The 24,057-nt window shown below is 67.9% G+C and carries 23 protein-coding genes and 1 tRNA gene; 17 read left to right on the forward strand and 7 right to left on the reverse strand.

Annotated features, from left to right (window positions below; translation table 11 throughout):
• The first annotated feature begins 191 nt into the window (after window positions 1–191).
• The 8 genes from AB5S17_RS03900 (at window position 192) to AB5S17_RS03935 (ending at window position 9,543) form a co-directional block, all read left to right on the forward strand.
• Window positions 192–3,557: a multiheme c-type cytochrome gene (locus AB5S17_RS03900; RefSeq protein WP_369236368.1), complete on the forward strand. Its 3,366-nt coding sequence runs from the start codon at window positions 192–194 to the stop codon at window positions 3,555–3,557.
• Window position 3,558: 1 nt separating this feature from the next.
• Complete coding sequence (locus AB5S17_RS03905; RefSeq protein ID WP_369236370.1) at window positions 3,559–4,395, forward strand: FTR1 family protein; 837 nt, start codon at window positions 3,559–3,561, stop codon at window positions 4,393–4,395.
• Window positions 4,335–5,795: an FAD-dependent oxidoreductase gene (locus AB5S17_RS03910; protein ID WP_369236372.1), complete on the forward strand. Its 1,461-nt coding sequence runs from the start codon at window positions 4,335–4,337 to the stop codon at window positions 5,793–5,795. Before AB5S17_RS03905 ends, AB5S17_RS03910 begins: the two co-directional genes overlap by 61 nt.
• 11 nt (window positions 5,796–5,806) lie before the next feature.
• Window positions 5,807–6,388 carry a hypothetical protein gene (locus AB5S17_RS03915; RefSeq protein WP_369236374.1) on the forward strand — a complete coding sequence of 194 codons (582 nt, stop codon included), beginning with the start codon at window positions 5,807–5,809 and terminating at the stop codon, window positions 6,386–6,388.
• Window positions 6,369–7,982, forward strand: a complete 1,614-nt coding sequence (locus AB5S17_RS03920) for a hypothetical protein (RefSeq protein ID WP_369236376.1) — start codon at window positions 6,369–6,371, stop codon at window positions 7,980–7,982. The genes AB5S17_RS03915 and AB5S17_RS03920 overlap by 20 nt, the downstream gene beginning before the upstream one ends.
• A 216-nt stretch (window positions 7,983–8,198) precedes the next feature.
• Window positions 8,199–8,274: transfer RNA gene (locus AB5S17_RS03925), tRNA-Phe, on the forward strand.
• Between the two features lie 447 nt (window positions 8,275–8,721).
• A complete protein-coding gene (locus tag AB5S17_RS03930) occupies window positions 8,722–9,030 on the forward strand; it encodes a hypothetical protein (RefSeq protein WP_369236378.1) in 309 nt (102 codons plus the stop codon).
• A gap of 99 nt (window positions 9,031–9,129) precedes the next feature.
• The gene (locus tag AB5S17_RS03935) at window positions 9,130–9,543 is read left to right on the forward strand and encodes a hypothetical protein (protein WP_369236380.1); all 414 of its coding nucleotides are present in this window, start codon (window positions 9,130–9,132) and stop codon (window positions 9,541–9,543) included.
• Here AB5S17_RS03935 and AB5S17_RS03940 read toward each other — a convergent pair.
• Together AB5S17_RS03940 and pcaQ are read right to left on the reverse strand one after the other, a co-directional pair.
• Window positions 9,524–10,153: a hypothetical protein gene (locus AB5S17_RS03940; RefSeq protein ID WP_369236382.1), complete on the reverse strand. Its 630-nt coding sequence runs from the start codon at window positions 10,151–10,153 to the stop codon at window positions 9,524–9,526. The two genes, AB5S17_RS03935 and AB5S17_RS03940, sit on opposite strands and share 20 nt — an antisense overlap.
• 162 nt (window positions 10,154–10,315) lie before the next feature.
• Window positions 10,316–11,239 carry a pca operon transcription factor PcaQ gene (gene pcaQ / locus AB5S17_RS03945; protein WP_369236384.1) on the reverse strand — a complete coding sequence of 308 codons (924 nt, stop codon included), beginning with the start codon at window positions 11,237–11,239 and terminating at the stop codon, window positions 10,316–10,318.
• Window positions 11,240–11,324: 85 nt separating this feature from the next.
• On the opposite strand from pcaQ, the gene pcaC reads away from it, so the two are divergent.
• The 6 genes from pcaC to pobA all read left to right on the forward strand — a co-directional run bounded on the left by pcaC (window position 11,325) and on the right by pobA (window position 16,071).
• Window positions 11,325–11,738 carry a 4-carboxymuconolactone decarboxylase gene (gene pcaC / locus AB5S17_RS03950; protein WP_369236386.1) on the forward strand — a complete coding sequence of 138 codons (414 nt, stop codon included), beginning with the start codon at window positions 11,325–11,327 and terminating at the stop codon, window positions 11,736–11,738.
• The gene (gene pcaH, locus AB5S17_RS03955; protein ID WP_369236388.1) at window positions 11,735–12,457 is read left to right on the forward strand and encodes a protocatechuate 3,4-dioxygenase subunit beta; all 723 of its coding nucleotides are present in this window, start codon (window positions 11,735–11,737) and stop codon (window positions 12,455–12,457) included. Before pcaC ends, pcaH begins: the two co-directional genes overlap by 4 nt.
• Window positions 12,457–13,083 carry a protocatechuate 3,4-dioxygenase subunit alpha gene (gene pcaG, locus AB5S17_RS03960; RefSeq protein WP_369236390.1) on the forward strand — a complete coding sequence of 209 codons (627 nt, stop codon included), beginning with the start codon at window positions 12,457–12,459 and terminating at the stop codon, window positions 13,081–13,083. The genes pcaH and pcaG overlap by 1 nt, the downstream gene beginning before the upstream one ends.
• Before the next feature lie 44 nt (window positions 13,084–13,127).
• Entirely contained in the window at window positions 13,128–13,985 is an 858-nt protein-coding gene (locus tag AB5S17_RS03965; protein ID WP_369236392.1) for a CoA transferase subunit A, read from the forward strand.
• Window positions 13,985–14,767, forward strand: a complete 783-nt coding sequence (locus AB5S17_RS03970) for a CoA-transferase subunit beta (RefSeq protein ID WP_369236394.1) — start codon at window positions 13,985–13,987, stop codon at window positions 14,765–14,767. Before AB5S17_RS03965 ends, AB5S17_RS03970 begins: the two co-directional genes overlap by 1 nt.
• Window positions 14,768–14,865: 98 nt before the next feature.
• The gene (gene pobA, locus AB5S17_RS03975) at window positions 14,866–16,071 is read left to right on the forward strand and encodes a 4-hydroxybenzoate 3-monooxygenase (RefSeq protein WP_369236396.1); all 1,206 of its coding nucleotides are present in this window, start codon (window positions 14,866–14,868) and stop codon (window positions 16,069–16,071) included.
• Between the two features lie 163 nt (window positions 16,072–16,234).
• On the opposite strand, the gene AB5S17_RS03980 is transcribed toward pobA, so the two are convergent.
• The 4 genes from AB5S17_RS03980 to AB5S17_RS03995 form a co-directional block, all read right to left on the reverse strand.
• Window positions 16,235–16,384, reverse strand: coding sequence for a DUF1127 domain-containing protein (locus AB5S17_RS03980; RefSeq protein ID WP_369236398.1), 150 nt, complete (start codon window positions 16,382–16,384; stop codon window positions 16,235–16,237).
• A gap of 261 nt (window positions 16,385–16,645) precedes the next feature.
• A complete protein-coding gene (ppa, locus tag AB5S17_RS03985; protein WP_369236400.1) occupies window positions 16,646–17,182 on the reverse strand; it encodes an inorganic diphosphatase in 537 nt (178 codons plus the stop codon).
• Window positions 17,183–17,532: 350 nt separating this feature from the next.
• Complete coding sequence (locus AB5S17_RS03990; protein WP_369236402.1) at window positions 17,533–18,039, reverse strand: N-acetyltransferase family protein; 507 nt, start codon at window positions 18,037–18,039, stop codon at window positions 17,533–17,535.
• Between the two features lie 187 nt (window positions 18,040–18,226).
• Window positions 18,227–18,604, reverse strand: a complete 378-nt coding sequence (locus AB5S17_RS03995; protein WP_369236404.1) for a PH domain-containing protein — start codon at window positions 18,602–18,604, stop codon at window positions 18,227–18,229.
• A 396-nt stretch (window positions 18,605–19,000) separates the two neighbouring features.
• On the opposite strand from AB5S17_RS03995, the gene AB5S17_RS04000 reads away from it, so the two are divergent.
• Entirely contained in the window at window positions 19,001–20,212 is a 1,212-nt protein-coding gene (locus AB5S17_RS04000) for an aminotransferase class V-fold PLP-dependent enzyme (protein ID WP_369236406.1), read from the forward strand.
• Between the two features lie 159 nt (window positions 20,213–20,371).
• Here AB5S17_RS04000 and AB5S17_RS04005 read toward each other — a convergent pair whose 3' ends face one another.
• The gene (locus AB5S17_RS04005; protein WP_369236408.1) at window positions 20,372–20,836 is read right to left on the reverse strand and encodes a hypothetical protein; all 465 of its coding nucleotides are present in this window, start codon (window positions 20,834–20,836) and stop codon (window positions 20,372–20,374) included.
• A gap of 349 nt (window positions 20,837–21,185) precedes the next feature.
• Here AB5S17_RS04005 and AB5S17_RS04010 point away from each other — a divergent pair, with 349 nt between their 5' ends.
• Both AB5S17_RS04010 and AB5S17_RS04015 read left to right on the forward strand, forming a co-directional pair.
• Window positions 21,186–21,584 carry a hypothetical protein gene (locus AB5S17_RS04010; protein WP_369236410.1) on the forward strand — a complete coding sequence of 133 codons (399 nt, stop codon included), beginning with the start codon at window positions 21,186–21,188 and terminating at the stop codon, window positions 21,582–21,584.
• A 2-nt stretch (window positions 21,585–21,586) separates the two neighbouring features.
• Window positions 21,587–23,989: a PQQ-binding-like beta-propeller repeat protein gene (locus tag AB5S17_RS04015; protein WP_369236412.1), complete on the forward strand. Its 2,403-nt coding sequence runs from the start codon at window positions 21,587–21,589 to the stop codon at window positions 23,987–23,989.
• Window positions 23,990–24,057: the final 68 nt, after the last annotated feature.

The raw sequence follows: 24,057 nt of genomic DNA on the forward strand, positions 1-24,057 counted from the left end.
GAGCATGAGCAGGCAGATTGGATAACGGCTTTTCCACGCGTGACGCGTTGAGCGCGGCGGACGTTTCGGGACGGCGGGAGTTCGCAGGAACTTCCGCCTCCGGGCGTTTGCCGCGCCGTGTCGTTGCGCCTGCGCCTCGCACGACGCTTGATCCCTCGCCCGCGAAGGGGCCGGTCTCGAAGACCGCGGCGGTGGCCGAGCCGTTCTGTCACCGCCCGCGCCCGTCGCGGCTGTCACGGCGCCTCGCCCGTCCGGCGGAATGGGTGCTTTACGGCCTGCTCGTCACCGGCGCGCTGCTGTTCGACCCGTTCGGCCTGCCCTTTTCGGTGATGCGCTGGGCGATCTACGTCCACATCGCCTGCGCCGTCCTCCTGGTGCCGACGCTCGTCGTGCCCTTCTGGCTATCGCACCGCGGCATGGTGATGGGGAGCCGCCGCCGCTTCCAGGTGTGGAGCGGGCGGATCATCGAGGCCATGCTCCTCGGCCTCGTCGCCGGCGGCACGTGGCTGCTCGCCGTCGGCAACAACGGCACGCTGTCCGGCGCCATCGCGCACTGGAGCCATCTCGTCCTCGCTTTGCCCCTGGCGCTGCTCGTCGCCGTCCACGCATGGCGCTACGGCGTGCTGCGCCGCCTCCTCGGCGTCTCGGTCTTCCTGCTGGCACTGGCTCCGTCGCCGGCACCTGCCGCCGACGCCGCCCCGCAGCCGCATGCGGTGGAGAGTTCCTCGCTCCTGCTGCCTGCCGACGGCACGCGGCTCTGGAGCGCCAATTTCGACGCCGGCTCCATCTCCGCCGTCGACCGCAAGAGCGGCCAGCGGCTCGGCGAAGCCGTGCTCGGCGGCGATATCCGCACCCTCGCCTTCAACGCCGACGCAAGCCTGATCGCCGCCACCGACGAGACCGGCGGCACGCTCGATCTCGTCGACCCGACGTCGTTTTCCCTGAAGCGCAAGGTCACGCTGGGCGGCCGGCCGCACGGCGTCGTCTTCGACCGGCGCAACGACCTCTTCTGGGTCACCGCGACCGAGTCCGGCAAGCTCTACGGCGTCGCCGAGGACGGCACGGTGAAGGTGGACATGGCCGTGGCAGAGACGCCGCGCGGGCTCGCGCTGCTCTCGGACGGCCGCCTCCTCGTCACCCATGCCTTCCTCGGCACGGTCTCGATCTACGACGCGACGAAGCTGCCGCTGAAGCTGGACAAGACCATCACGCTGGCGGCCTCGCAGGACCCGGACGAGACGGTGTCGCAAGGCCTGCCGCGTGTGCTCGACACGATCGCCGTCAGCCCCGACGAGAGCCAGGCCTGGCTGCCGCACGAGCTGTGGAATTTCGACCACCCGTTCCAGTTCCAGTCGACGGTCTTCCCGGCGATCTCGGTGATTGCGCTGAAGCCGGGCGGCGAGCAGGAAGCGGTCTCGCGCCGCAAGCAGCTGTTCAAGCAGATCAACATCACCGAGGACGGCAACCGCACCCGGATCGTCTCGAACCCGTTCCAGGCGGCCTGGGCGAAGGATGGCGCGAAGGTCTATGTGACCATGGCCGGCAGCGAGGACCTCGTCGTCTTCGACCCCTCGCGCGCCCTGCCGATCACCGCGCATTCGAAGAAGGCGAAGACCACCGACGGCGCCAAGGCCGTGCAGATCTATCGCCATCTGCCGGGAGAAAACCCGCGCGGGCTCGTCGTCGACGGCGACGACATCTTCGTCCAGAACGCGCAGAGCCTCGACCTGTCGAAGCTGACGACCGGCGGCTCCGGCCCCTTCGCCAAGGTGAAGGCGGTGACCGACAGCTTTGCGAAGCTGGTGGAAAAGGATCCGCTCTCGCCCGAGCTGCGGCGCGGCACGCGGCTCTTCCACCTCGCCAACACCTCGGCCTTTCCGGACGCGCCGATGGCGGGCGACAACTGGATGAGCTGCTCCAGCTGCCACGTCGACGGCTTTAACTATTCCAACCGCTACCTCTTCCGCGACACGCCGGTGGACAAGTTCCACTCGGCCTTCACCGGCCACGGCTCGATCAAGAGCTTCGTCGCCGGCGACTTCGTCGGCGACTACATCCGCATGATCGAGAACACGCAGGGCGGCATGGGCGCCGACACGCGCTTCCCCACGCCGAAGACCGATCCGGACCACCCGGAAGCGCATGTCACGGCGATGATGAAAGACCTCCACGCCTATGTGACCTCGCCGGGCAACCTGCCGCTGCTCTCGACCTGGCTGCGCGGCGAGGACGGCACCGGCTCGGTCGCTAAGGACGCGTGGCAGAATTCCGCAGTCTGCTCATCATGCCACAGCCAGATCTTCAAGGACTGGTCGAACTCCATGCATCATCTGATGGGCCAGTCCGATCCCTATTACATGGCGATGGAAAACATGGCTGCTCAGGCGGAGGGCGAGCCGTTCCGCAAGTGGTGCATGGGCTGCCACACGCCGCAGGCACTGCTGACCGGCGAAACGACGTCTGCCGGCCCCTCGCATCTCTTCGACAAGGACGGCGCGACGCTCTTCGCGAAGCTGAAGGACTACGTCACCGCCACCGACGAGGGCACCGGCTGCATCTTCTGCCACCGTGTCGACAGGCTGGAGGCGGCCGGCGCGACGGCCGGCGCCAATGCCAGCCTGTCGGTCGCCCCGGACAGTCGCGAGACCTATCCGGGCGAGGATTCGCAATGGTCGGCGCTGCGCTGGATCGCCCACCGCGCGATCCGCGCCAAGCCGGCCGCCCATGTCGCCTCCTTCTCCGGGCCGCAGGTCGGGAGTCCCAAGCTCTGCGCCTCGTGCCACGACGAGTTCTCGCCCGGCACCGGCGCCTATATTGCCGGCACCTATTCGGAATGGGCCGCCTCCCCCTACAACGCCCCCGGCAATCCGGCGGTGAACCGCACCTGCCTCGACTGCCACATGCATGCCGACATCCAGCGGATCGGCGCGCCGGTTTCTGGCCAGCCGACGGACGGCGGACCGGTCGTGCCGAACGTGCGCAGCCACCAGTTCACCGGGGCGCAGTATCATCTCGTCGGCCTGCGCGACCCGAAGCTTGCCGAGATGTCGAAGGCCCTCCTGCGCCGCGCGGCGACGCTCGAGGCGCGGCTCGACAAGAACGGGCAGCTCGTGCTCCGCGTGACCAATGCCGGCGCCGGACACAATCTGCCGGGCGGCGTCTCGGACCTCCGGCAGATGTGGCTCGACCTCACCGTTACCGATGCGAACGGCAGGACGGTCCTCGCCTCCGGCCAGCTCGGACCCGACGGCCATCTGCCGAAGGACGCGCGCGTCTTCCACAAGGTGATGGGCGACAAGGACGGCAATCCCGTCGGCCTGCTCTTCTGGCACTTCGGCAAGATGCTGAAGGACACCCGCATCCCCCCGAAAGGCCATCGCGACGAGACCTTCGCCCTGCCCGCCGGAACCGCCTTCCCAGTCACCGTCGACGCGAAGCTGATGTTCCGGACTTTCGCGCAGGACTTTACCGACCTCGTGCGCCAGTCGCACCCCGACATGCCGGCGCCGGAGCCGGTCGAAATGAACCATCTGCATCTGGAATTGGGACAGGACTGACATGCTCGTCACCTTCCTCATCGCCTTCCGCGAGAGCCTCGAAGCCTTCCTCCTGGTCGGCATCCTCATCGCCTATCTCAGGCGCATGGACGCCGGGCGCTACGTCAAATGGATCTATGCCGGCGTCGCCGGCGGGCTCGTCGCCTCCCTCGTCGGCGCCTTCGTGCTGCAGGTGGTGGTCGACCAGTTCTCGAACGACATCTACCGCGCCTATCTCTCGGCCGGCATCATGCTCGCGGCGACGGTCGCTCTCACCTACATGGCGATCTGGATGCAGAAGCAGGCGAAGGCCCATACGGCCCATGCGACCGAGCAGCTGCGGAGCTATGTCACCGCCGGCAACGTCCTCGGCATCGCGCTGCTCGCCTTCATTTCGGTCTGGCGCGAAGGGCTGGAGACGGTGCTGTTCTTCTCCGCCCTCGCCTATACCGGCGCGGCGATCTCGCTGCCCGGCATCGTCGTCGGACTGCTCGCCGCGATCGCGCTCGTCTGGGTGCTGATCAGCGGCACGCGCAAGGTGCCGCTCGGCACGCTGTTCCGCTGGACCAGCCTGCTCCTCGTCGTCGTCGCGGCCGGCCTGCTCGGCTCGGCGATCAACACGCTGCAGGGCGTCCACCTTCTGCCGGGGACGATCGCGCCGCTGTTCGACCTCTCCGGCGTCCTGCCGGACCGGGATGGCGTCGGCGCCTTCCTGCGCGGCCTGTTCGGCTACAACGCCACGCCGACGCCGCTGCAGTTCGCGGTGTGGGCGGCCTTCCTGGCGGTCGCGGTGGTGCTGTGGAACCGCGCCTATGCCGCGCGACCGGCCGGCTCGGCGGCGCCGGCCGCGCGCGCATGATGCTCGGCGAGCCTCCGCGCCACGTCGTCGTCATCGGCGCGGGCCCCGCCGGCCTGACGGCGGCGCACGAGCTGACCCGCGCCGGCGTCGCCGTGACCATCCTCGAACGCCGCAAGGCGCTGGGCGGCCTCGGCGGCACGACGACCTTCGAGGGATTGCACGGCACCTACCGCTTCGACTTCGGCGGCCACCGCTTCATCACCAACAACCGCGACCTGTTGCGGCTGGTCGAGGAACTCGTCGGCGACGACCTCCTGACGGCGGAACGCCACAGCGTCATCCGCTTCGGCGGGCGGACCTACGACTATCCGCTGTCCCTGAAGAACCTCCTGAAGACCGCGCCGCCGAGCCTCATCGCCGGCGCGAGCCTGGATCTGGCGAAGCTGGCGCTGGCCGGCGGGCGCCCCTCGGACGACAGCTTCGCCGCCTGGATCGAGAGCCGCTTCGGCCGGACGCTCTATCGCACCTTCTTCGAGGGCTACACCGCGAAGCTCTGGGGCATCGACCCGCGCAGGCTCTCCGCCGACTGGGCCGAGCAGCGCATCAGCCTCGTCGACCTGAAGGAGGTCGCGCGGCGGCTCCTGCCCGGCGCCGGCAAGGGGCCGCGCACCTATGCACGCAGCTACCGCTATCCCCGCCAGGGCTTCGGGATGATCTTCCACCGCCTCGCCGAGACGCTCGAGCGCGAGGGCGCCGTCATCAGCGCCGGCGTCACGGTTCGCGGCCTGTCGACGCTCGGCGGCCGCATCGTCGCGGTCGAGACCGATGCGGGACCGCTCGCCTGCGACGCCGTCATCTCGACCGTGCCGCTGCCGGACATGGTGCGGATGACCGGCGGGGAGTCGACGCTGAAGTTCCGGGGCCTGCGCTTCTTCAACATGGCGATGGCGATGCCCGACGTCTCGCCCTACACCTGGCAGTACCTGTCGGACCCGGACATGCTGGCGACGCGCCTGCAGGAGCCGCGCCGGCGCTCGCCCGAAATGGCACCGCCGGGCATGACGTCCCTGATGCTGGAAATCCCCTGCGACCCCGGCGACGAGCTCTGGACGATGGAGGACGAGGCGCTGTTCGAACGCGCCTGCGGCGATCTGCGCCGCCTCGGCATCGACGCATCGAAGGCGACCGGCGAATATTTCAGCGCCCGCGCGCCCAATGCCTATCCCGTCATGGACCTCGCCTACCGGGCGGAGCGGGCGAAGGCATTCGCGCATCTGAAGCGCTTCGACAATCTGATCCAGTGCGGACGTCAGGGAACGTTCCGCTATGTGTTCACCGATGCGGCGATGGAGACCGGGCAGATGGCCGCCCGCGGCCTCCTCGCCCGCCGCGACGTCCGGGAACAGGTCTACGAGCACCGCAACGAGCGGACGGTGATCGAGACCGAGAGCATTGCCTGAGGGGGGTGACGATGCGCCGACTGACGATACTCGTGCTGATGGTCCTCGCCGTCGCCGGCTGGACCGGACGGGCGAACGCCTATTCCTATGCCGCCGCCGGCGCCGAGCCGCTGCTCGACGGCCGCGAGGCGCTGATGGGCGCCATCGACAAGGGCGACTGGGCGGCGGCGCAGACCGCGCTCGACGGCATGAAGGCGGATCTGACCTATCTCGACGAGAACGACGATCCGGGCATTGCCAAGGCGTTCGCCGACGCGATGGCGGCGAAGGACGGAAAGGCCGTGCATCAGGCGCTGATGCGCGCCTATGCCGACGAGATCGAGCGTCGCCTGAAGGGCGCGCGCGACAACCTCAAGGACTACCAGACGGCCAAGGTGCTGGTCGTCAAGGCGCAGCGCTTTTTCAGCGCGATGGCGGCCGACCTTCAGCCGGACACACGCAAGACCGTGGAGGACGGCCTGAAACAGGCGCTCGACGCGATCGGCAATCCCGGCGTCTTCGGCGTCGGCGCCTCGGATCCCGATCCCGCCGCCTTCGCCGCGGCGCATGCCAATGTCGAGAAGGCGCTGAAGGGTGTCGGCCGTCCGGGCTGACACGCTGCTGCCAACGACCGAACGCCGGCGCCCGGCGCGTTCCGGTCGCGGCGGCCAGATCCTTCTGGCGGGCGGTGCAGGATCGCCTCCGCCTCGCATCGAGACGGAGGCCGATGGTTCGACGGGTCATCGGCGCGAGCGGTCCGACGACGGCGGCTCGTCTGCGCTGCGCGCTGCCACCGCACGCGCCTCGCAGCGCCGGCCGACGGCGTTTCTCCTGCTCGTCGGGCTCGCGGCGCTGCTCTACGGCGCCCTCGCCGTCTGGCTGTTCGCCCATCCCGCCGCTCTGCCCTCGGACGACGCGCTCTACTTCGCCCGCGGGCTCATGCGCTTCTCGATCCTCGACTTCTCGCCGCAGTTCCCCGGCTATCCCGGCTTCATCGCGCTGGGGCGCCTCCTGCTGCCGCTGACGGGCGGCGACCCGGTCCGCTCGCTGTTCGTCCTCACGATCCTCTGCGCCCTCGCGCTGCCGCCGCTCGCAGCCTGGACGGCCTGGGAGATCGCGCGCAGCCGCGGCCTCGCCCTCGCCGCCTTCCTGCTCGCCCTGACGCAGCCGCTGCTGCCCGGCCTTGCCCTCAGCCTCCTCTCCGACGCCGCCGGCCTCGCCTTCTTCGCCCTCTTCCTGGCGCTGCTCGCGGCTGCGGAGCGCCGGCCGCGCCTCGTCCTCCTGTCCGGTCTCGCCCTCGGCATCGCCGCCTGCTGCCGCCCGTCCTACGCCGCCCTCTTCGCCGGCGCTCTGGGAGGACTCGCCCTCACCCGCCCGCGCGACCTTCTTCCCATTGTCGGCGGCGCACTCCTCGTCGGCGTGCCGGCGCTCCTCTTCCTCTTCGCCCGCGAAGGCACGCTGCTGATCACGGAGGGTCTGCGCTTCACCGTCGGCCACACGCTGGTCTGGGGCAACACGCTGCTCGCGCCCCTCGCGGCGGACGACGGCTGGCTCGACGCGCTCGGCCGCGTGCCCTTCGGGCGGGCGCTCGCCGCCGCGACCCTGATCGCCGCCGCGGCCGCCGCCGTCTCGCGACCGCGCCGCGAGCCCGTCGTTGCGGCCCTGCTGGGTGCCTTCGCCGCGCATCTGGTCTGGGTGGTGCTGATGCAGAACCCCGATCACCTCCGCCATCTCGCACCGTTGCCCTTCCTCGCAGCGGTGCTGGCCCCGGTCGCCCTCGCGCCCGCCTCCGGCCGGAGCTCCACGGCCGCGCGAGCGGCGGGCGCCATTGTCATTGCCGGGCTCTTCGCCTTGCAGATAGCAGTCTCGGCCGCGACCCTAGCACCCGGAGTGGCATTGGCGCCGCCGCTGCAGCAGGCCGCGCGCTTCCTTCGCTCCGCCCCCTCCGGCACCGCCCTCGCGACGAATGAGGGTGTCGCGGTGCTGCGCGAGAGCCTGCCGGCCATCCGGGTCTACGACATGCATTATCCCGCCGATGCGGCCTTCGGCCTGGCGCAGGCTCCGGGCGAAGCCCTGCGCCTCTCGACGATGCCGCTACCCGGCTCTCGCCCCTTCCGAACCTTTGCGGCCCGCAGCGTCGGCGAGCAGACGCTCTACCTCGCGCGCCTCCACCCCGGCACGGCCGGCACCGCCGCCGCTGCGCGCTGACCAGGCCGCGGCTGCCCGCCCTCACCGCACCGACCGGCGTTCTCCCAACCCGCCGGGGCCCGGAGGACCCCTCCGCGCAGGGCCGACATCCGCCCGTCACACTTTTTCGCCCGCCGGCGGCCGAGGCGCTGGACAGCCCCGCCGAATCTTTCTACAAGGCCCTCGCTTTCCCCGGCAGCGGGCCTCGCGAGGCTCTTTCGCTGCCGGCGTCAGGGCGCCCAGGTAGCTCAGTTGGTAGAGCATGCGACTGAAAATCGCAGTGTCGGTGGTTCGATTCCACCCCTGGGCACCACCGTCCCTCGCAGGACATCGCTTTCCTTCGTAGACGTCTCGTCCACTTCGGCCCGCCCCGATATGGATGCGCCGGCCGCGCGCTGCCGCGCCATCTGCGCGAGATCGCCGACGAGCGCCCGCAGCGGATTCCTCTCGCGCATCCTCAGCGATACGACGCAGCGGAATGATGCGGCTTTGCTGCCCGTGTCTGCCACGGCCAGAGAGGAAACCGGTGCTTCCACGCTCAAAACGGCGGGAACCACCCCTCGGCGGTCGCTGTCAGCTTCGCACTTGCATCGTTACGGGATGGGCGCCGCGCCAAAATAATACATCCCTGTACCATATTGGCACATATAACTTGATGACTCTCGAAAATGCCGCAGAGGGAGGATTAGCGTGTTGATATTTTATTAACTTCATTCCATCCTGCCCTTGCGCAACATCGAACATGGAGGCGTTATTTCTCATGCGCAAAGTGCTGCTCACGCTCATCGCCATTACCGGCGTCGTGTCTTTCTCGGCGACCGCCAATGCGAGATGGTACAAGAAGGATGTCGACGAAAGGGGAAGCAAGATCTACTGCGTCGAATACATCCCCTCCCTCTACAAGTACAACACCCGCGGCAAGCTGGTCACCGGCGAAAGCACGACCTGGTCTGGCGAGATCGCGGACGGAGCGGAGATTCGTCATCGCCGCAACCCGGCGGTCTACATCACGACCAAGAAGCTGGTCGAGCAGGACCACTACACGCTGGTTCCCGGCCCCTGCTCGTAAGCCGACACCCACGGAAGGGGGATCTCACCGCATTTCCCCCTTCCTTCTCACCCCAGATTTTCCTTCCCGCCCGCGTCGCAACATGCGGAGACCGCCGTCATGCTGATCGAGACCGTCCTGCTCGCGTCCAGTCTGGCCATCCCGTTCGGCGACAAGCCGGCCCACGACAAGGTGGAACAGCACAAGCAACTGCCGCGGTTCGAAACCTCGTTCGAATTCGCGGAAATCGCCGGCGGCTATCTGCTGAACGCCGTGGTCATCGACCTTCTCACCGACGCCCGGACGTCCGTGCCGATCTCCAAATGCCGGACGATCGACATCCAGTCGTTTCAGGAGAACCTGTTCGGCACTCCGGTCGTCTGCAACGGCGTGACCTACACCTTCGATGTGCGGAAGGGCGGGATCATCGTCGCCCCGTCGCACAAGCGGCTGCGCCCCAAACTGGTGAAGCATCTGATGCCGGGCCATGCCATCGTCGACGGCATGCCGCTGTTCATAAAAGCAAATCGCTAGACAGAGCGGGCGTCTGGTAGCCGCTGTACGGCCGCCAGTAGCGGACTTCGCCGTCGATCGTCGGCTTCGGCGCGATTCGGTTCGAAGGTGGCGGGCGCAGCCCCGCTTCCGTCTGCAAGGCCGCGAAGGGGTTCGCGAGGAGCGGCGCGTCCCAGTAGCGCGACAGGTCGGGCCCGGGATCGCTCTCCTCGAGCTGCAGCGGCAGGGCCACGGGCGAACGCCCGGATGCCGGCGCGGGACCGCTCGTCCCGAAGCCGTCCGGATCCGCGGCAGGCTCTTCCGTCTTCCCCTCCGCAAATGTCTCCGACAAGGCGCTTGCCGCCCCGTCCACCCCGGCGCCTGCCTCGGGCACCGGAGGCTTTGCCGGGTCTTCGGCTGCCGGCGGCAGATCGATATAGCCCTCGTAGGACAGGGCGCCGAGAACGTAGGGCGGGACGTAGTAGGCGGCGCTCGTCGGAGTGATCGGCCGGACGACCAGTTGCGGTCCGGTCTCGCAGGCCTCCGCCGTCGGCTGCCCGACCGCGCTCACCGTCACATAGCACTTCGACGGACTGCCGACGCAGCCGGCACAGAGGCTCAGGAGGGAAAGGACGGCAAGGCGCGCGAGCATGGATGTCTCCTCGCGCCGACCATCCGACGGCATGGTTAACGAGCGGTTAAGCCTTCCGCAGGGTCAGCGTCCGAAGCCGGAGCGAGGCTTGCCGCACCGCCACTTGCGATGGAAGCGAGAGGACGGGAGCGGCTCCTGCCGTGGCGAACCGGTGAAGCGGCCTCAGCTGGCGAGACCGAGATCGGCCACGGTCCGATGCACCGCCTCGATGAACAGCCGCAGCGCGGGCGACGGGTCGCCGCCGGCCCGCATCGTCAGGCCCACCGGCCCCAGCGTCTCCGCCAGAGCGAGCGGCAGTTCGACCAGCTTGCCCTCCGCGACGTCGAGCGCCACCACGCCGGAGGAGATCACCCAGACGGCGTCGGTCTTGCGGACATAGGCGCGGCCGAAGGTCTCGGCGACCGTCTCGATCCGGTCGCGGCGCCGGGACAGGCCGTGGGCGATGAAATACTGCTCCGCGATGGTCCGGATCGCCGCGTCCTTGTTCGGAAAGATCAGCGGATAGTCGCCGATGTCGCCGGGGTTGCGCGAGCCGACCAGCGGATGGCCGGGGCGCACGACGAGGCTGATCCGTTCGGAGTACAGCTGGGTGAAGCTGAGGCCGGTCATCGCGTCCGGCTGGCCGAGACGACCGATGACGAGATCGAGGGCCCCGGAGGCAAGTTCCGAAAGGAGGTAGCCGTTCGGCCCGCTGACGATCGACAGCCCGGCCTCGGGCGCGATCCGGCCGAACGCGATCGCCGCGTCCGGCACGATCCGCGCCGCGACACTGGGAAGGGCGCCGATCGACAGGCGCAGCGCGCTCGCCGCCAGCGTCTCGCCGACGCCGTCGATGCCCTGGCGCAGCGCCGCCAGGCTCGCCGTCGCATAAGAGAGGAACATCTGCCCGACGGGAGTCAGCGCGGCGCCCGCCCGGCCCCGATTCACCAGCCGGGCCCCCAGCACGTCCTCCAGTTCGGCCAGCGTCTTGGAAACCGCCGGCTGCGAGACGTGCAGCATTTCGCCCGCCCGGCCGACGCTGCCGAGCCGGGCCACCTCGACGAAGGTACGCAGATGGCGGATCTTGATTCGCGGATCGATTTCCATAACGAGAACCGCATGATATCGGGACTGGAATTCATTTTACATGAATTTTCCGCCCATCGATAGTGCCGCCGAGGGAGGACTGCTGATGAGCAATATCAACGGCTCCGCCGATCGCTACGCCCTCGGCCTGGCGACCCGGCGCTCCGTTCTGGGCGATGCCCATGTCGACCGCGCACAGGCGCAGGCGACCGGCTTCGACAAGGACTTCCAGACCTTCATCACCGAAGGCGCCTGGGGATCGGTCTGGTCGCGGCCGCAGTTCACCAAGCGCGAGCGCTCGATCGTCACCATCGCGCTTCTGGCCGCGCTCGGCCAGGACGACGAGGTTGCGATGCATGTCCGCGCGACCGAGAATACCGGCACGAGCCGGGAGGACGTGCTGGAGGCGCTGCTGCACGTCGCGGTCTATGCCGGCGTGCCCGCCGCCAACCATGCGATCAAGATCGCCAAGTCCGTCTATGCGGAGATCGACGCGGCGAAGACCGGAGGACAGCCATGAGCGACGGATCGTTCTACCAGCGCGACAGGACCTGGCACCCACCGGCCTATACGCCGGGCTACAAGACCTCGGTCACCCGCTCGCCGCAGCGTGCCCTCATCTCGCTCGACAATACCATCTCCGAGATGACCGGGCCGGTGTTCGGCCACGGGATGATCGGCGAGCTCGACAACGACCTGATCCTCAACTGGGCGAAGGACGGCGAGCCGATCGGCCAGCGCATCATCGTGCACGGCCGGGTGCTGGACGAGGACGGGCGCGGCGTTCCCGGGGCGCTGGTCGAGTTCTGGCAGGCCAATGCCGGCGGGCGCTACCGCCACAAGAAGGAAACCTATCTCGCCCCGCTCGACCCGAACTTCGGCGGCTGCGGGCGCACGATCACGGGCGAGGACGGCTCCTACCGCTTCCGCACGATCAAGCCCGGCCCCTATCCCTGGCCGAACGGGCCGAACGACTGGCGGCCGGCGCACATCCACTTCTCGATCTTCGGCCTCGGCTTCGCCCAACGGCTGATCACCCAGATGTATTTCGAGGGCGATCCGCTGATCTGGCAGTGCCCGATCGTCGCGACGATCCCCGATCGCGCCGCGGTCGAGCGGCTGGTCGCGGCACTCGACATGGCAAACACGGTCCCGATGGACGCGCGGGCCTACAAGTTCGACATCGTCCTGCGCGGTCGCCGCTCGACCCTGTTCGAGAACCGGATGGAGGGCAACTGATGGTCCAGTCACTCGACCGGCTGAAGGAAAGCGCCTCGCAGACCGCCGGGCCTTACGTCCATATCGGCTGCACGCCGAACTATTGCGGCATCGAAGGCGTCTATGCCGAAGACCTCGGCAAGCGCATGGTCAACGACAAGACCAAGGGCGAGCGCATCCGCATCGTCGGCCGCGTCTTCGACGGCGTGGGCACGCCGCTGAAGGACGCGCTGGTCGAGATCTGGCAGGCCGACGCCGACGGTCTCTACCCCTCGCCCGGGGAAAAGCGCGGCAAGGCCGACCCGAATTTCACCGGCTTCGGCCGCTCGCCCGGCGACATGGCGACCGGCGAGTTCGTGTTCGAAACGGTCAAGCCCGGCACGGTGCCGTTCAAGGACGGCCGCCCGCAGGCGCCGCATGTCACGCTCTGGATCGTCGCCCGCGGCATCAACATCGGGCTCCACACGCGAATGTATTTCGGCGACGAGACGGCGGCCAACGAGGCAGACCCGATCCTCATGCGGATCGAACACCGCTCGCGCGTGCCGACCCTGATCGCCCCGCGCTCGCAGGAGAACGGCGTGCCGATCTATCGCCACGACATCCATCTCCAGGGCGAGAACGAGACGATCTTCTTCGACATCTGACCGGCGCGTTCCCGCCGGTCCGCGGAAAGAACAAGCACCAGACCATGGCCAAAATCCTGCCTCTGAAGGAGGCGATCGCCGAGAACCTTGCGAGCGGCGACAGCGTCGCCTTCGAAGGCTTCACCCATCTGATCCCGCACGCGGCCGCCCACGAAGTCATCCGCCAGGGCATCACCGACCTGACGCTGATCCGCATGACGCCGGACGTCATCTACGACCAGCTGATCGGCTGCGGGCTCGTGAAGAAGCTCGTCTTCTCCTATGCCGGCAATCCGGGCGTGGGGCTCCTGCGCCGCCTGCGCGACGCGGTGGAGAAGGGCGTGCCGCGCCCGCTGGAAATCGAAGAGCACTCCCATGCGGCGATGGCGAACGCCTACGAGGCCGGAGCCGCCGGCCTGCCGCTCGCCGTCTTCCGCGGCTACAAGGGTGCGGGACTGAAGGACGTGAACCCGAACATCCGCTCGGTCACCTGCCCCTTCACCGGCGAGGAACTCGCCGCGGTACCCGCGATCCGGCCGGACGTTGCGGTGATTCACGCGCAGAAGGCCGACCGCAAGGGCAATGTCCTGATCGAGGGCATTCTCGGCGTCCAGAAGGAGGCGGTGCTTTCCGCCAATCGATCGGTGGTGACGGTCGAGGAGATCGTCGACGACCTCGGCGACATCCATCCGAACCTCACCGTGCTGCCGCACTGGACGGTGACGGCGGTCGCGCCGGTCCCCGGCGGTGCGCACCCGTCCTATGCCCGCGGCTATTACGGCCGCGACAACGCGGCCTATCTCGAGTGGGACGAGATCGCCGCCGACATGGACCGGTTCAACGCCTGGATCGAGGAAAACGTGCGGAAGGTCGGCCCGGAAGTCTTCGCCGACCGCGTGAAGGATCTGAGGGGGCTCAACTGATGGCGACGACCGGCTTCACCCCCGACGAGATGATGACGATCGCCGCGGCGCGGGCCCTCTCGAACGACGACGTCTGCTTCGTCGGCATCGGCGCCCCGTCCGCCGCCTGCAACGTCGCGCGGCTGACGCATGCGCCGGACATCACGCTGATCTACGAATCCGGCACGATCGGCACCGCGCCGAGCGTGCTGCCCCTGTCGATCGGCGACGGCGAGCTCTGCGAGACGGCGCTGACGACGGTGCCGGTGCCGGAAATGTTCCGCTACTGGCTGCAGGGCGGGCGCATCACCGTCGGCTTCCTCGGCGCGGCGCAGCTCGACCCGTTCGGCAACATCAACACCACCGTCATCGGCGACTATGCGCATCCGAAGACCCGCCTGCCCGGCGGTGGCGGCGCGCCGGAGATCGCCTCGTCCTGCGGCGAGGTGTTCATCACCATGAAGCAGACCAGGCGCGGCATGGTGAAGGCGATCGACTTCTTCACCTCCTTCGGCCACGGCAAGGGCGGCACCGACCGCCGTGACCGCGGCATCACGACCAAGGGCCCGACCCTCCTCGTCACCGATCTTGCGGTCTGGCGACCGAATTCAGAGACCAAGGAGTTCGAGGTCAACTCGCTGCATCCGGGCGTCACGCGCGAAGACATCGCGGCGAGCTGCGGCTGGGACGTGCGCTATGCCGACAGCGTGGAGGAGACGCCGGCGCCGACCGAGGAGGAACTCGGCACGCTGCGCGACATCAAGGCCCGCACGGCCGCCGCGCATAGCCGCAAGGCGTCGTGATAGACTGACGTGATGCGGGCGCGGGAGGCGTCCGCGGGACGACCCCGGGAGGAGAGACCGGGCTTGCACGACGATCAACAGCCCGGGAGACCGCCGTCATGAGCGCCAGCGTACCGCAACCGAACCTGCCGGCCCGCACGCGCGTCGCCGTGATCGGCGGCGGCCCCGCGGGGCTGCTGCTCGCGCTGATCCTCACCCGCGCCGGCATCGAATGCGTCGTGCTCGAACGTCGCAGCCGGGACTACGTGCTGTCGCGCATCCGCGCCGGGGTTCTCGAACAGGGCACCACCGACCTCTTGCGCATGGCCGGAGCCGGCGCCCGCATGGATCGCGAGGGTCTCGTCCATGACGGCTTCGACATCGCCTGGCGCGGTGACAAGCTGCATATCGACCTGCGCAGCCTCACCGGCGGCAAGACCGTCACCGTCTACGGCCAGACCGAGGTGACCCACGACCTCTACGACGCGCTCGACGAGGCCGGGGTGCCGATCGTCCACGAGGCGGAGAATGTCGCCCCGCAGGACGTCACCGGCGATGCGCCCTTCGTCAGCTTCGACACCGCCGCAGGATCGCACCGGCTCGACTGCGACTTCGTCGCCGGCTGCGACGGCTTCCACGGCGTCTGCCGCCAGACCATTCCCGCGGACAAGCTCGAGACGTTCGAGCGGGTCTATCCGTTCGGCTGGCTCGGCATTCTGGTGCGCAAGCCGCCGATCCAGGAAGAGCTGATCTACGCCAATCATGCCCGCGGCTTTGCGCTGTGCTCGCTAAGGAGCCCGCAGCTGTCGCGCTACTACATCCAGTGCCGGGCCGACGACGACATCGCGAACTGGCCGGACGCGCGCTTCTACGACGAGCTGCAGGCGCGCCTGCCGCCAGCAGTCGCCGGCCATCTGCAGCGCGGGGAATCGATCGAGAAGTCGATCGCGCCGCTCCGATCCTTCGTCGCCGAGCCGATGCACTACGGCCGGATGTTCCTCGCCGGCGACGCGGCACATATCGTGCCGCCGACCGGGGCCAAGGGACTGAACCTTGCGGTCTCCGACGTCCACTATCTCTCGACGGCGCTGATCGCCCACTACAACGATCATGACGAGACGCTGCTCGACGCCTATTCCGAGACGGCCCTCGCGAGAGTCTGGAAGGCCGAGCGCTTCTCCTGGTGGTTCACCTCGATGATCCACCGGTTCGAGGACGACGGCAGCTTCGGCCAGCGCATTCAGGAGGCCGAGTTCGACTTCCTGGCAAGCTCGACAGCGGCGCAGACGGCGCTCGCCGAGAACTATGTCGGCCTGCCCTTCTGACGGGCTCCGTCATCGGGACACGCCGTGCGCTCATCCCGCGCGAATCCGCCCCTGAAACGGCAACTCCCGCCGGAGCATCCTGACGGCCGCTCATCGGCGACACTCAGAATGCTCCGGCGGGAGCGCGATCTTGGGCCCGGCTCGAATGCCGGGCTCTGCTCGGTCAGCGACGGCCGTAGCGAACGGCGCGCGCGATGGCGCTGCGCTCGACGCCGATATCGGCGAGTTCACGGTCGTCCATCATCTGCAGTTCGCGGATGTTGTTGCGGACGGAGCGGTAGGCGTTGATGCGGTCTGCGAAGCGGCGGAACATCGGAGGTCTCACGGTTTCTTGAATCTCGATGACGCGCAGATATTCCTCGCAGGTGCACAAATGAAGAGCAGGTTCTGCACATCAGATGTGCAAAAACTGCATGGGCGGAAGCCGCTCGCGTTTACCGATCCGCAACCGGCTTCATGCGCTGCTTCCTAGGCGATGGCGCGCCATTGCACCCCCCGCCGGCGGGTGCGGGACGGGCGCGGCATTTTACGCCACGCCCCGATAGCCGCACGGATTTTGTGCAGACTACCCCGCTCAGCCCTTGTCGGCTTCGTACCGCGCCACGGCGGCCCGGATCAGCTCCTTGGCATGGGCGCTGTCGCCCCAGTCGCCGATCTTGACCCACTTGCCGGGCTCCAGATCCTTGTAGTGCTCGAAGAAGTGCTCGATCTGCTTCAGCGTGATCTCCGGCATGTCGCTGTATTCGCTGATCTTCTCATAGCGCCGGGTGAGCTTCGGGGACGGGACGGCGATGACCTTCTCGTCCTGGCCGCTGTTGTCCTCCATGATCAGGACGCCGATCGGGCGGCAATTGATCACACAGCCGGGGAACAGCGGACGGGTGTTGCAGACGAGGACGTCGATCGGGTCGCCGTCGTCCGACAGCGTGTGCGGCACGAAGCCGTAATTGCCGGGATAGGTCATCGGCGTGTAGAGGAAGCGATCGACGACGAGGCAGCCCGCCTCCTTGTCCATCTCGTACTTGATCGGCTGGCCGCCGACCGGCACCTCGATGATGACGTTGATGTCTTCCGGCGGATTGTTTCCGCGGGAGATGGCGTCGATGCGCATGAGCAATCCTCTTGTCTCGTCTGACGGCCGACGGCGTCAGCTCCGCATGGGTCAGGAGCGCGCGATCGCACGGAGATGAGCCTTTGCGGTCCGAGCATCCGGGGCTCGCTCCACCGGAAACTGGTCGGCGCCTGAATGCGCCCGCTCATGCCGGGTGAAAGCGTCGCACGGCCTTGTTGATAAGCCGCGCGGGTGTCTATCCGCTCCGCGCGGACGGCGCAACAGAGCGCTTCCATAGCCTGCCCTGCAGGTCGCTGTGCCGCGGGCGAGGATGGCCTTCTTTAACGGGTGACGCGGTCTTTCCGGGAAGACGATAAACCGGCTGGCGCGCCCGTCCTCCTCGGCCTGCGTCAGGGCCAGACGAAGGCGATCTTCTGCAGCGCCTTGCCTTCGAAGCATTCGCGCCCCTCCGCCATCGGGCTGCCGCCCATCCGCTCGTAGAACTCGACCGCAATGCGGTTTTCCGCGAGCGCCCAGATCACCAGGCCCGGCATGTCGCGATCAACCAAGAGCCGGCGCGCGGCGTCGAACAGGCGGCGGCCGAAGCCGAGGCCCTGGAAGGCCGGCTTGAGATAGAGTTCGTAGATCTCTCCGCCGGCTTGCAGCGCCGCCGTCCGGTTCCGCCCGAGGGTTGCATAGCCGACGGTCTCGCCGCCGAAATCCACCACCAGGATTCCCGCGCCGCTGCGGATCGCCCGCATCCACCAGGCAGCGTGACGCCGAGAGATCATGCCGGACAGCGAGCGATGCGGAATGATGCCGGCATAGGCGCCGCGCCAGGCCGCCGCGTGAACGGCGGCAAGAGCCGTCGCATCCCGCTGTTCGGCAAACCGGATCTCTGCGGCGATCGTGGTCATCGCTCGTTAACCATGACGAGAAGATTCCGATCCCTGCTGCCGGGAAAAAATCCGCATCCTTGACAAATCCGCTCTTCAACAATTCGTGAGTGCGGGAACCGCTGCTCATCCTGGATTTCGAGCGCACCCGCAGGATCGCCGAGCGCTGCGGCAGCGGGCAGAGCCTGCGGCCGCAACCACGGCGCCCTCACCTGCGCAGAACGCCGTCGGCCAGCGCCCGCTGGATCCCGGCGATATTGGCGCGCCGGGAGAGCTCGCGCTCGATCGGCGGCTGGCCGCTGATCCAGAGCGTCATCTTGGAGTCCACGTCGAAATGGCCGGCCGTCTCGATGGCGAACATGGTGATCGAGCGGTACGGGATCGACTGGATGTAGCGCTTGCGTCCGGTCATGCCCTGCTTGTCGACGATGACGAGGCGCGACCCGGTGAAGACGAGGAGGTCGCGCACCACCTGGAAGGCCAGAGCGATCTCCTCGTCCGGCAGGAGAATCGGCGCGAGGTCCCTGCGGACCTCGTCGACGTCGACATCGCTGGTCAGGCCGATCAGGCCGGAGAGGAGACCCATGGCAGCGTCCCTTTCGTTCTCATCTGCACTGAGAGCACCGAGGCGGCTGCGCTGTTTCGAACCGTCGGCGACGGGCAGCGCGATCCCGCTTCGCTCTGCCCGTTGTCGCCTGACTACAGGAAGGGGCCCTTCGGCGGCAAAGCTTCGCCCGCCCGATGATCAGCTTCGCCCACAGAAAGATGGCGCGGCCGCCGGAGGCCGGCGGCGACACGGTTTAAGATTTCCTTACGCATTATTCAGGATTTGAAATTCTCCCTTTCGAGCCCCGCTCGCCTATCTTGTTTGGCCGAGCCGGCCCGGCGGCGCCGGCCGGTCTCCGTCGGCTCAGAAGACCCCACCCCGTCGACATCGGAAGCCAATCCGTATCAGCCCATCGCCCCGCATGAGAGGACAGACATGAAACACGGCATCAGGCATCTCTTCATCCCCGGCCCGACCAATGTGCCGGAGCGCGTGCGCCGGGCGATGAACGTGCCGATGGAGGACCAGCGCGCGCCCGACATGCCGGCGCTGACGCTGCCGCTGTTTGCCGACCTGAAGCGGGTGTTCAAGAACGACAGCGGCCGGGTCTTCATGTTCCCCTCCTCCGGTACCGGCACCTGGGAGGCGGCGATCCAGAACACGCTGGCGCGCGGCGACAGGGTGCTGATGGCGCGGTTCGGCCAGTTCTCGCACCAGTGGGCGGAGATGGCGTTGCGGCTCGGCCTCGACGCCACGGTGCTCGAGGTCGAATGGGGCGAAGGCGTCCCGCTCGAGGCCTACGAGAAGCTCATCGCCGCGGACACCGCGCATGACATCCGCGCCGTCTTCGTCACCCACAACGAGACGGCGACGGGCGTGACGTCGAACGTCGCCGGCGTGCGGCGGCTGCTCGACGCGCATTCGCACCCGGCGCTGATCTTCGTCGACGGCGTCTCCTCGATCGCCTCGATCGACTTCCGGCAGGAGGAGTGGGGCGTCGACCTCGCCGTGGCGGGATCGCAGAAGGGCTTCATGCTGCCGCCCGGCCTGTCCTTCCTCTCGGTGTCGGAGAAGGCTCTGGCGGCCGCGCGCGACAACCGTCCGAAGATGGAGCGCTTCTATTTCAGCTTCGACAACATGATGGCGGCCAACGACTCCGGCTATTTCCCCTACACGCCGCCGACGCAGTTCTTCCACGGCCTCAGGGCGTCGCTGGACCTCTTGTTCGAGGAGGGGCTGGACAACGTCTTTGCCAGACATCATCGGCTTGCCGAAGGCGTGCGCCGCGGGGTCGCCGGGCTCGGCCTGTCGCTCGTCGCGGCTGCGCCGAAATGGCATTCCGACACCGTTTCGGCGATCCGGACGCCCGAGGGCGTCGACGCCAACGCCGTGCTGCGGATCGCCTACGAGCGCTACGACACCTCCTTCGGCGGCGGGCTCGCGCGCCTCAACGGCAAGGTCTTCCGGATCGGGCACCTCGGCGATCTGAACGAGGTCATGTGCCTCTCGGCGCTGGGCGCGGCCGAGATGGCGCTGGCCGATGCCGGCGCGAAGATCACGCTCGGCGCGGGCGTCGCCGCGGCACAGGCCTATTTTCGCGAGGAGAAGCAGCGGGCAACCGCGGACGCTGCCGCCAGGACAGCGTAGCGGCTCGGCCTACCTCCCCAAAATATTGCCCGCTTCGGGGGACGGAGCGGGCATTCCGCCTGTCGGCCGGACGCTCGATGGGGCAGAGATCAGCCGGTCCGACCGATGATCAACCGATGGGTGACCGACGGATCGGCTACCGCGCCGGCGACCCTCGCCTCAGACGAGACCGAGCGCGTTGCAATCGATGTAGATCGACAGGCGCTCGTCGCGGCTGCGACCGAGCTGACGAAGCTGGAATTGCGGTCCCGCCGCCGCGGCACCGCCCTCCCCCATCACGCGGAACGGATAGCCGACGGCCTTGTTCGTGCCGGCGGTCGCCACGCCGCAAACGGCGATCTTGCCGCCGGGGAGCCTGCCGGCGCGGGCGCCGACGAAAGTCACGCTCCAATCGGTGGGAAAGGCTGCGCGAACCGCAGCCTGCATCGCCTGCGTCTCCTGCGTGGTCAGCGAATAGGGGGCGGCGCGGACGAGCTTCTTGCTGTCGCTGCTCGACCAGAGCCGGGCGACGTCGATGTCGGGAAATTCCATCTGCGGAACGCTGAACGAGGGCATCGACCAGTTCGGAACACTGCTGCACGACGCGATCAGCGGCAGGAGGGCGAGGACGCAGAGGCGTTTCATCTTCCCAGAAAGGTCCGATATCTTCGAGAGTCCCCATCGGCAGAAAAAGCCCTGCCGCCCCAATAGCTTCCCATGGTCTCCGTCTGAACGCAACCGTAATGGCGACCCGCCAGGCAGCCCGGTTCGCACGAAAGGATGGCAGGCTTGAGGCTGGCGACGGATAGGCGCCGCAGACCGGTCTCTTCCGCAGCGGACGCGAGAACCATCATGCTGCGGCGCAGCAGGCAGCGATCGCCGGGCCGACAGCGCAGACCCGGCAAAATATTGGTTCGGCTATGCAGCTCCCCTCGCTGGCGGAACCAGCGGCGCTAGATGCGGACGCACCTGCAAAAAGGCTGGAGCACCTATCATGGCAGACAGAACCGGCAGAGCCGTCGCATATGGCGCATGGCTGTTGGTCCTATGCGCCCTCGTCGGACTCGTCGTCGCGGCCATCAACGCGTTCAGCGCCGGCAACGGCATCGCCTTCTCCCTCGGCGCCTATATCGTTCTCGGGTCCACCGCCATCCTCTTCGTGGCCGCGATCATCCTGGCGGTTGCGAGCGGTTGGCCGCGCTGGCTCACCGGGATTCTCGCCTTCCTGATCCTTCTCGACCTCATCGGCAGCGGGGCGGCCTCGTACTTCCTCGATGCCTGGATCGTCCTCGGTGCCATGGCAGCCGGAATCGTCGCCTGGATCCTCCATCTCCTGATCGACCCCGCCAGGCCGCGGCGCGCCGATCCGTCCATGCAAGCAAGGGCAGCTTGATTATGATCCGCACGACCATCGTCACCCTCTCGACGCTCCTGATGCTGTCGGGGGCGTCCTCGCTCGCTCTGGCGCAGGACAACCAGGGCAGTCAGGCGGACAGCAGCAAGCCGTCACCGCAGCAGACCGGCGGCTCCCCCGCAGGCGGCGAGGCACCGGGCATTTCGGCGTCGCAGCCCCAGCATCAGGGCGGCGTGTCCGGCAACTCCTCGCAGTCGCAGGACGGCGCCGACGGTGCCACCGGCGCGAACGGATCCTCCACCCAGGGCACTGCGGGCACGACCGGCACGAACAGCTCGTCCAGCCAAGCGGCCGGCGGCAATGCAGGCGGCAGCCAGGCAGGCGGCGTCCCCGGCGTGGCGGCTCCGGCAGCGGGTCAGGGGACTGCGGCGGCCGGCAACGCTGCCGGTGCGCAGGCCCAGCAGAACGGGCAGGCCCAGCAGAACCAGACGCCGCCCCTGTTGACCTCCACCCCGACCAAGGACGGCGGCCGGGTCACGACGCCGACTGACGGCACGGCCAGTGCGCAGGGTGTCGCCCAGCCGCAGAAGAAGGGGCCGGACGCCTGGATGCAGTCGCCGCAGAGCTGGGCGACCTTCAACGGCGACCTGATGGCGCAGAAATACGCCGTCGCCGACGAGATCACGCCGCAGAACGTCAAGAACCTCCAGAAGGTGTGGGAATACCACACCGGCGACGTCTCCGACGGCTCCGGGAAGGTTCCGATGTCGGTCTGGTCGGCAACGCCGCTCTTCGTCAACAACTCGCTCTACATCGGCACGCCGTTCTACCGGATCATCTCGCTGGAGCCGGACACCGGCAAGGTGAAGTGGATCTTCAACCCGCACGCCGTGCTGAAGGCGCTGACCCAGCCGGACATGAAGAACCGCGGCGTCGCCTACTGGCAGGCGGACAACCCGCAGAAGGGCGAGGCCTGCCAGAAGATCGTCTACATCGGCACGATGGACGCCAAGCTCTGGGCCGTCGACGCCGATACCGGCAAGCCGTGCCAGAACTTCGGCAAGGACGGCATGCTCGACGTCAACCGGTGGAACACGATCAACAACAAGTGGCCGCTGTCGCTGCTGCAGCCGCCGACGGTCTATCACGACACGCTGTTCCTCGGCTGGGCCGGCAAGGACTGGGCCGACAAGGCCGCACCTCCGGGCACAGTGTTCGCCCTCGACGCGCGCACCGGCAAGCTGAAGTGGATGTTCAACGCCATCCCCAAGCAGTACATCCAGACCACCGGCACATCCAACGTGTGGGCATCGATGTCGATCGATCCGGAACGGGGCCTTCTCTACATCCCGGTCTCCTCGCCGAGCCCGAACTTCTACGGCGGCGACCGCAAGGAGAAGCTGCCGCTGGGCACCTCGGTGACGGCGCTCGACGCCGAGACCGGCGAGGTGGTCTGGAGCCGGCAGCTCGTCCATCACGACATCTGGGACGTCGACACGGATTCTCCGCCGACCCTCGTCGACATCCAGAAGGACGGCAAGACGATCCCGGCGCTGGTGCAGTCCTCCAAGCAGGGCTTCCTCTACGTGCTGAACCGCGTGACCGGCGAGCCGATCTACCCGATCGAGGAGCGGAAGGTGCCGGCGTCCGACGTTCCGGGCGAAGAGGCCTCCCCGACGCAGCCCTATGTCGCCAAGCCGAAGCGGGTGATCCCCGACAACTGGCCGGGCGTCTCGACCATCGCCGACTGGGTCAGCTTCGGCGAATGCAGCAAGAAGGCGGCGAGCTATCGCGACGACGGCCAGTTCACGCCGCCGAGCCTGCAGGGCACCATCACCTGGCCGCCGACGACCGGCGGCACGGAATGGGGCGGCGGCGCGGTCGATCCGACCGACGGCATCTATGTCGTCAACTCCAACCACGTCGTGCAGATCTACAAGCTGATCCCGCGCGACCAGTACGAGCAGCAGAAGCAGAACGGCGAGACCTCCGGCGACTATGCGCAGGCCGGTTCGCCCTACGCCTTCCACCTGGAGACCTTCCTCAACTGGGCCGGCATGCCCTGCTGGAAGCCGCCCTACGGCACGCTCGCGGCCTACGATCTGAAGACCGGCGAGCGGCTGTGGAACGAGCCCTTCGGCCAGGTGCAGAAATACGGCTTCTACATGCCGGAATCCTGGGGCTCGGTGACGATCGGCGCGCCGGTGATCACCAAGTCGGGCGTGATCTTCATCGGTGCGTCCATGGACAGCCGCGTCCGGGCGATCGACCTGAAGTCCGGCAAGGTGCTGTGGAAGAGCCTGGTGGACGCCCCGGCAGTCTCGATGCCCGCGGTCTACACCTACAAGGGCCGCGAATACGTGACCTTCGTCGTCGGCGGCAACTCGATCCTGCTGCCGAAGGTGTCGGATCAGGTGATCACCTACGCGCTGCCGAAGCAGTGACCTCCCGGCTGCCGCTCCATGGGCGGCAGCCGGCTCCCCATACGCCCAAAGCGGCCGCGGCATTCGCC

It is taken from the genome of Jiella sp. M17.18 (genome assembly GCF_041027365.1).
Lineage (GTDB): Bacteria > Pseudomonadota > Alphaproteobacteria > Rhizobiales > Rhizobiaceae > VKMB-3413.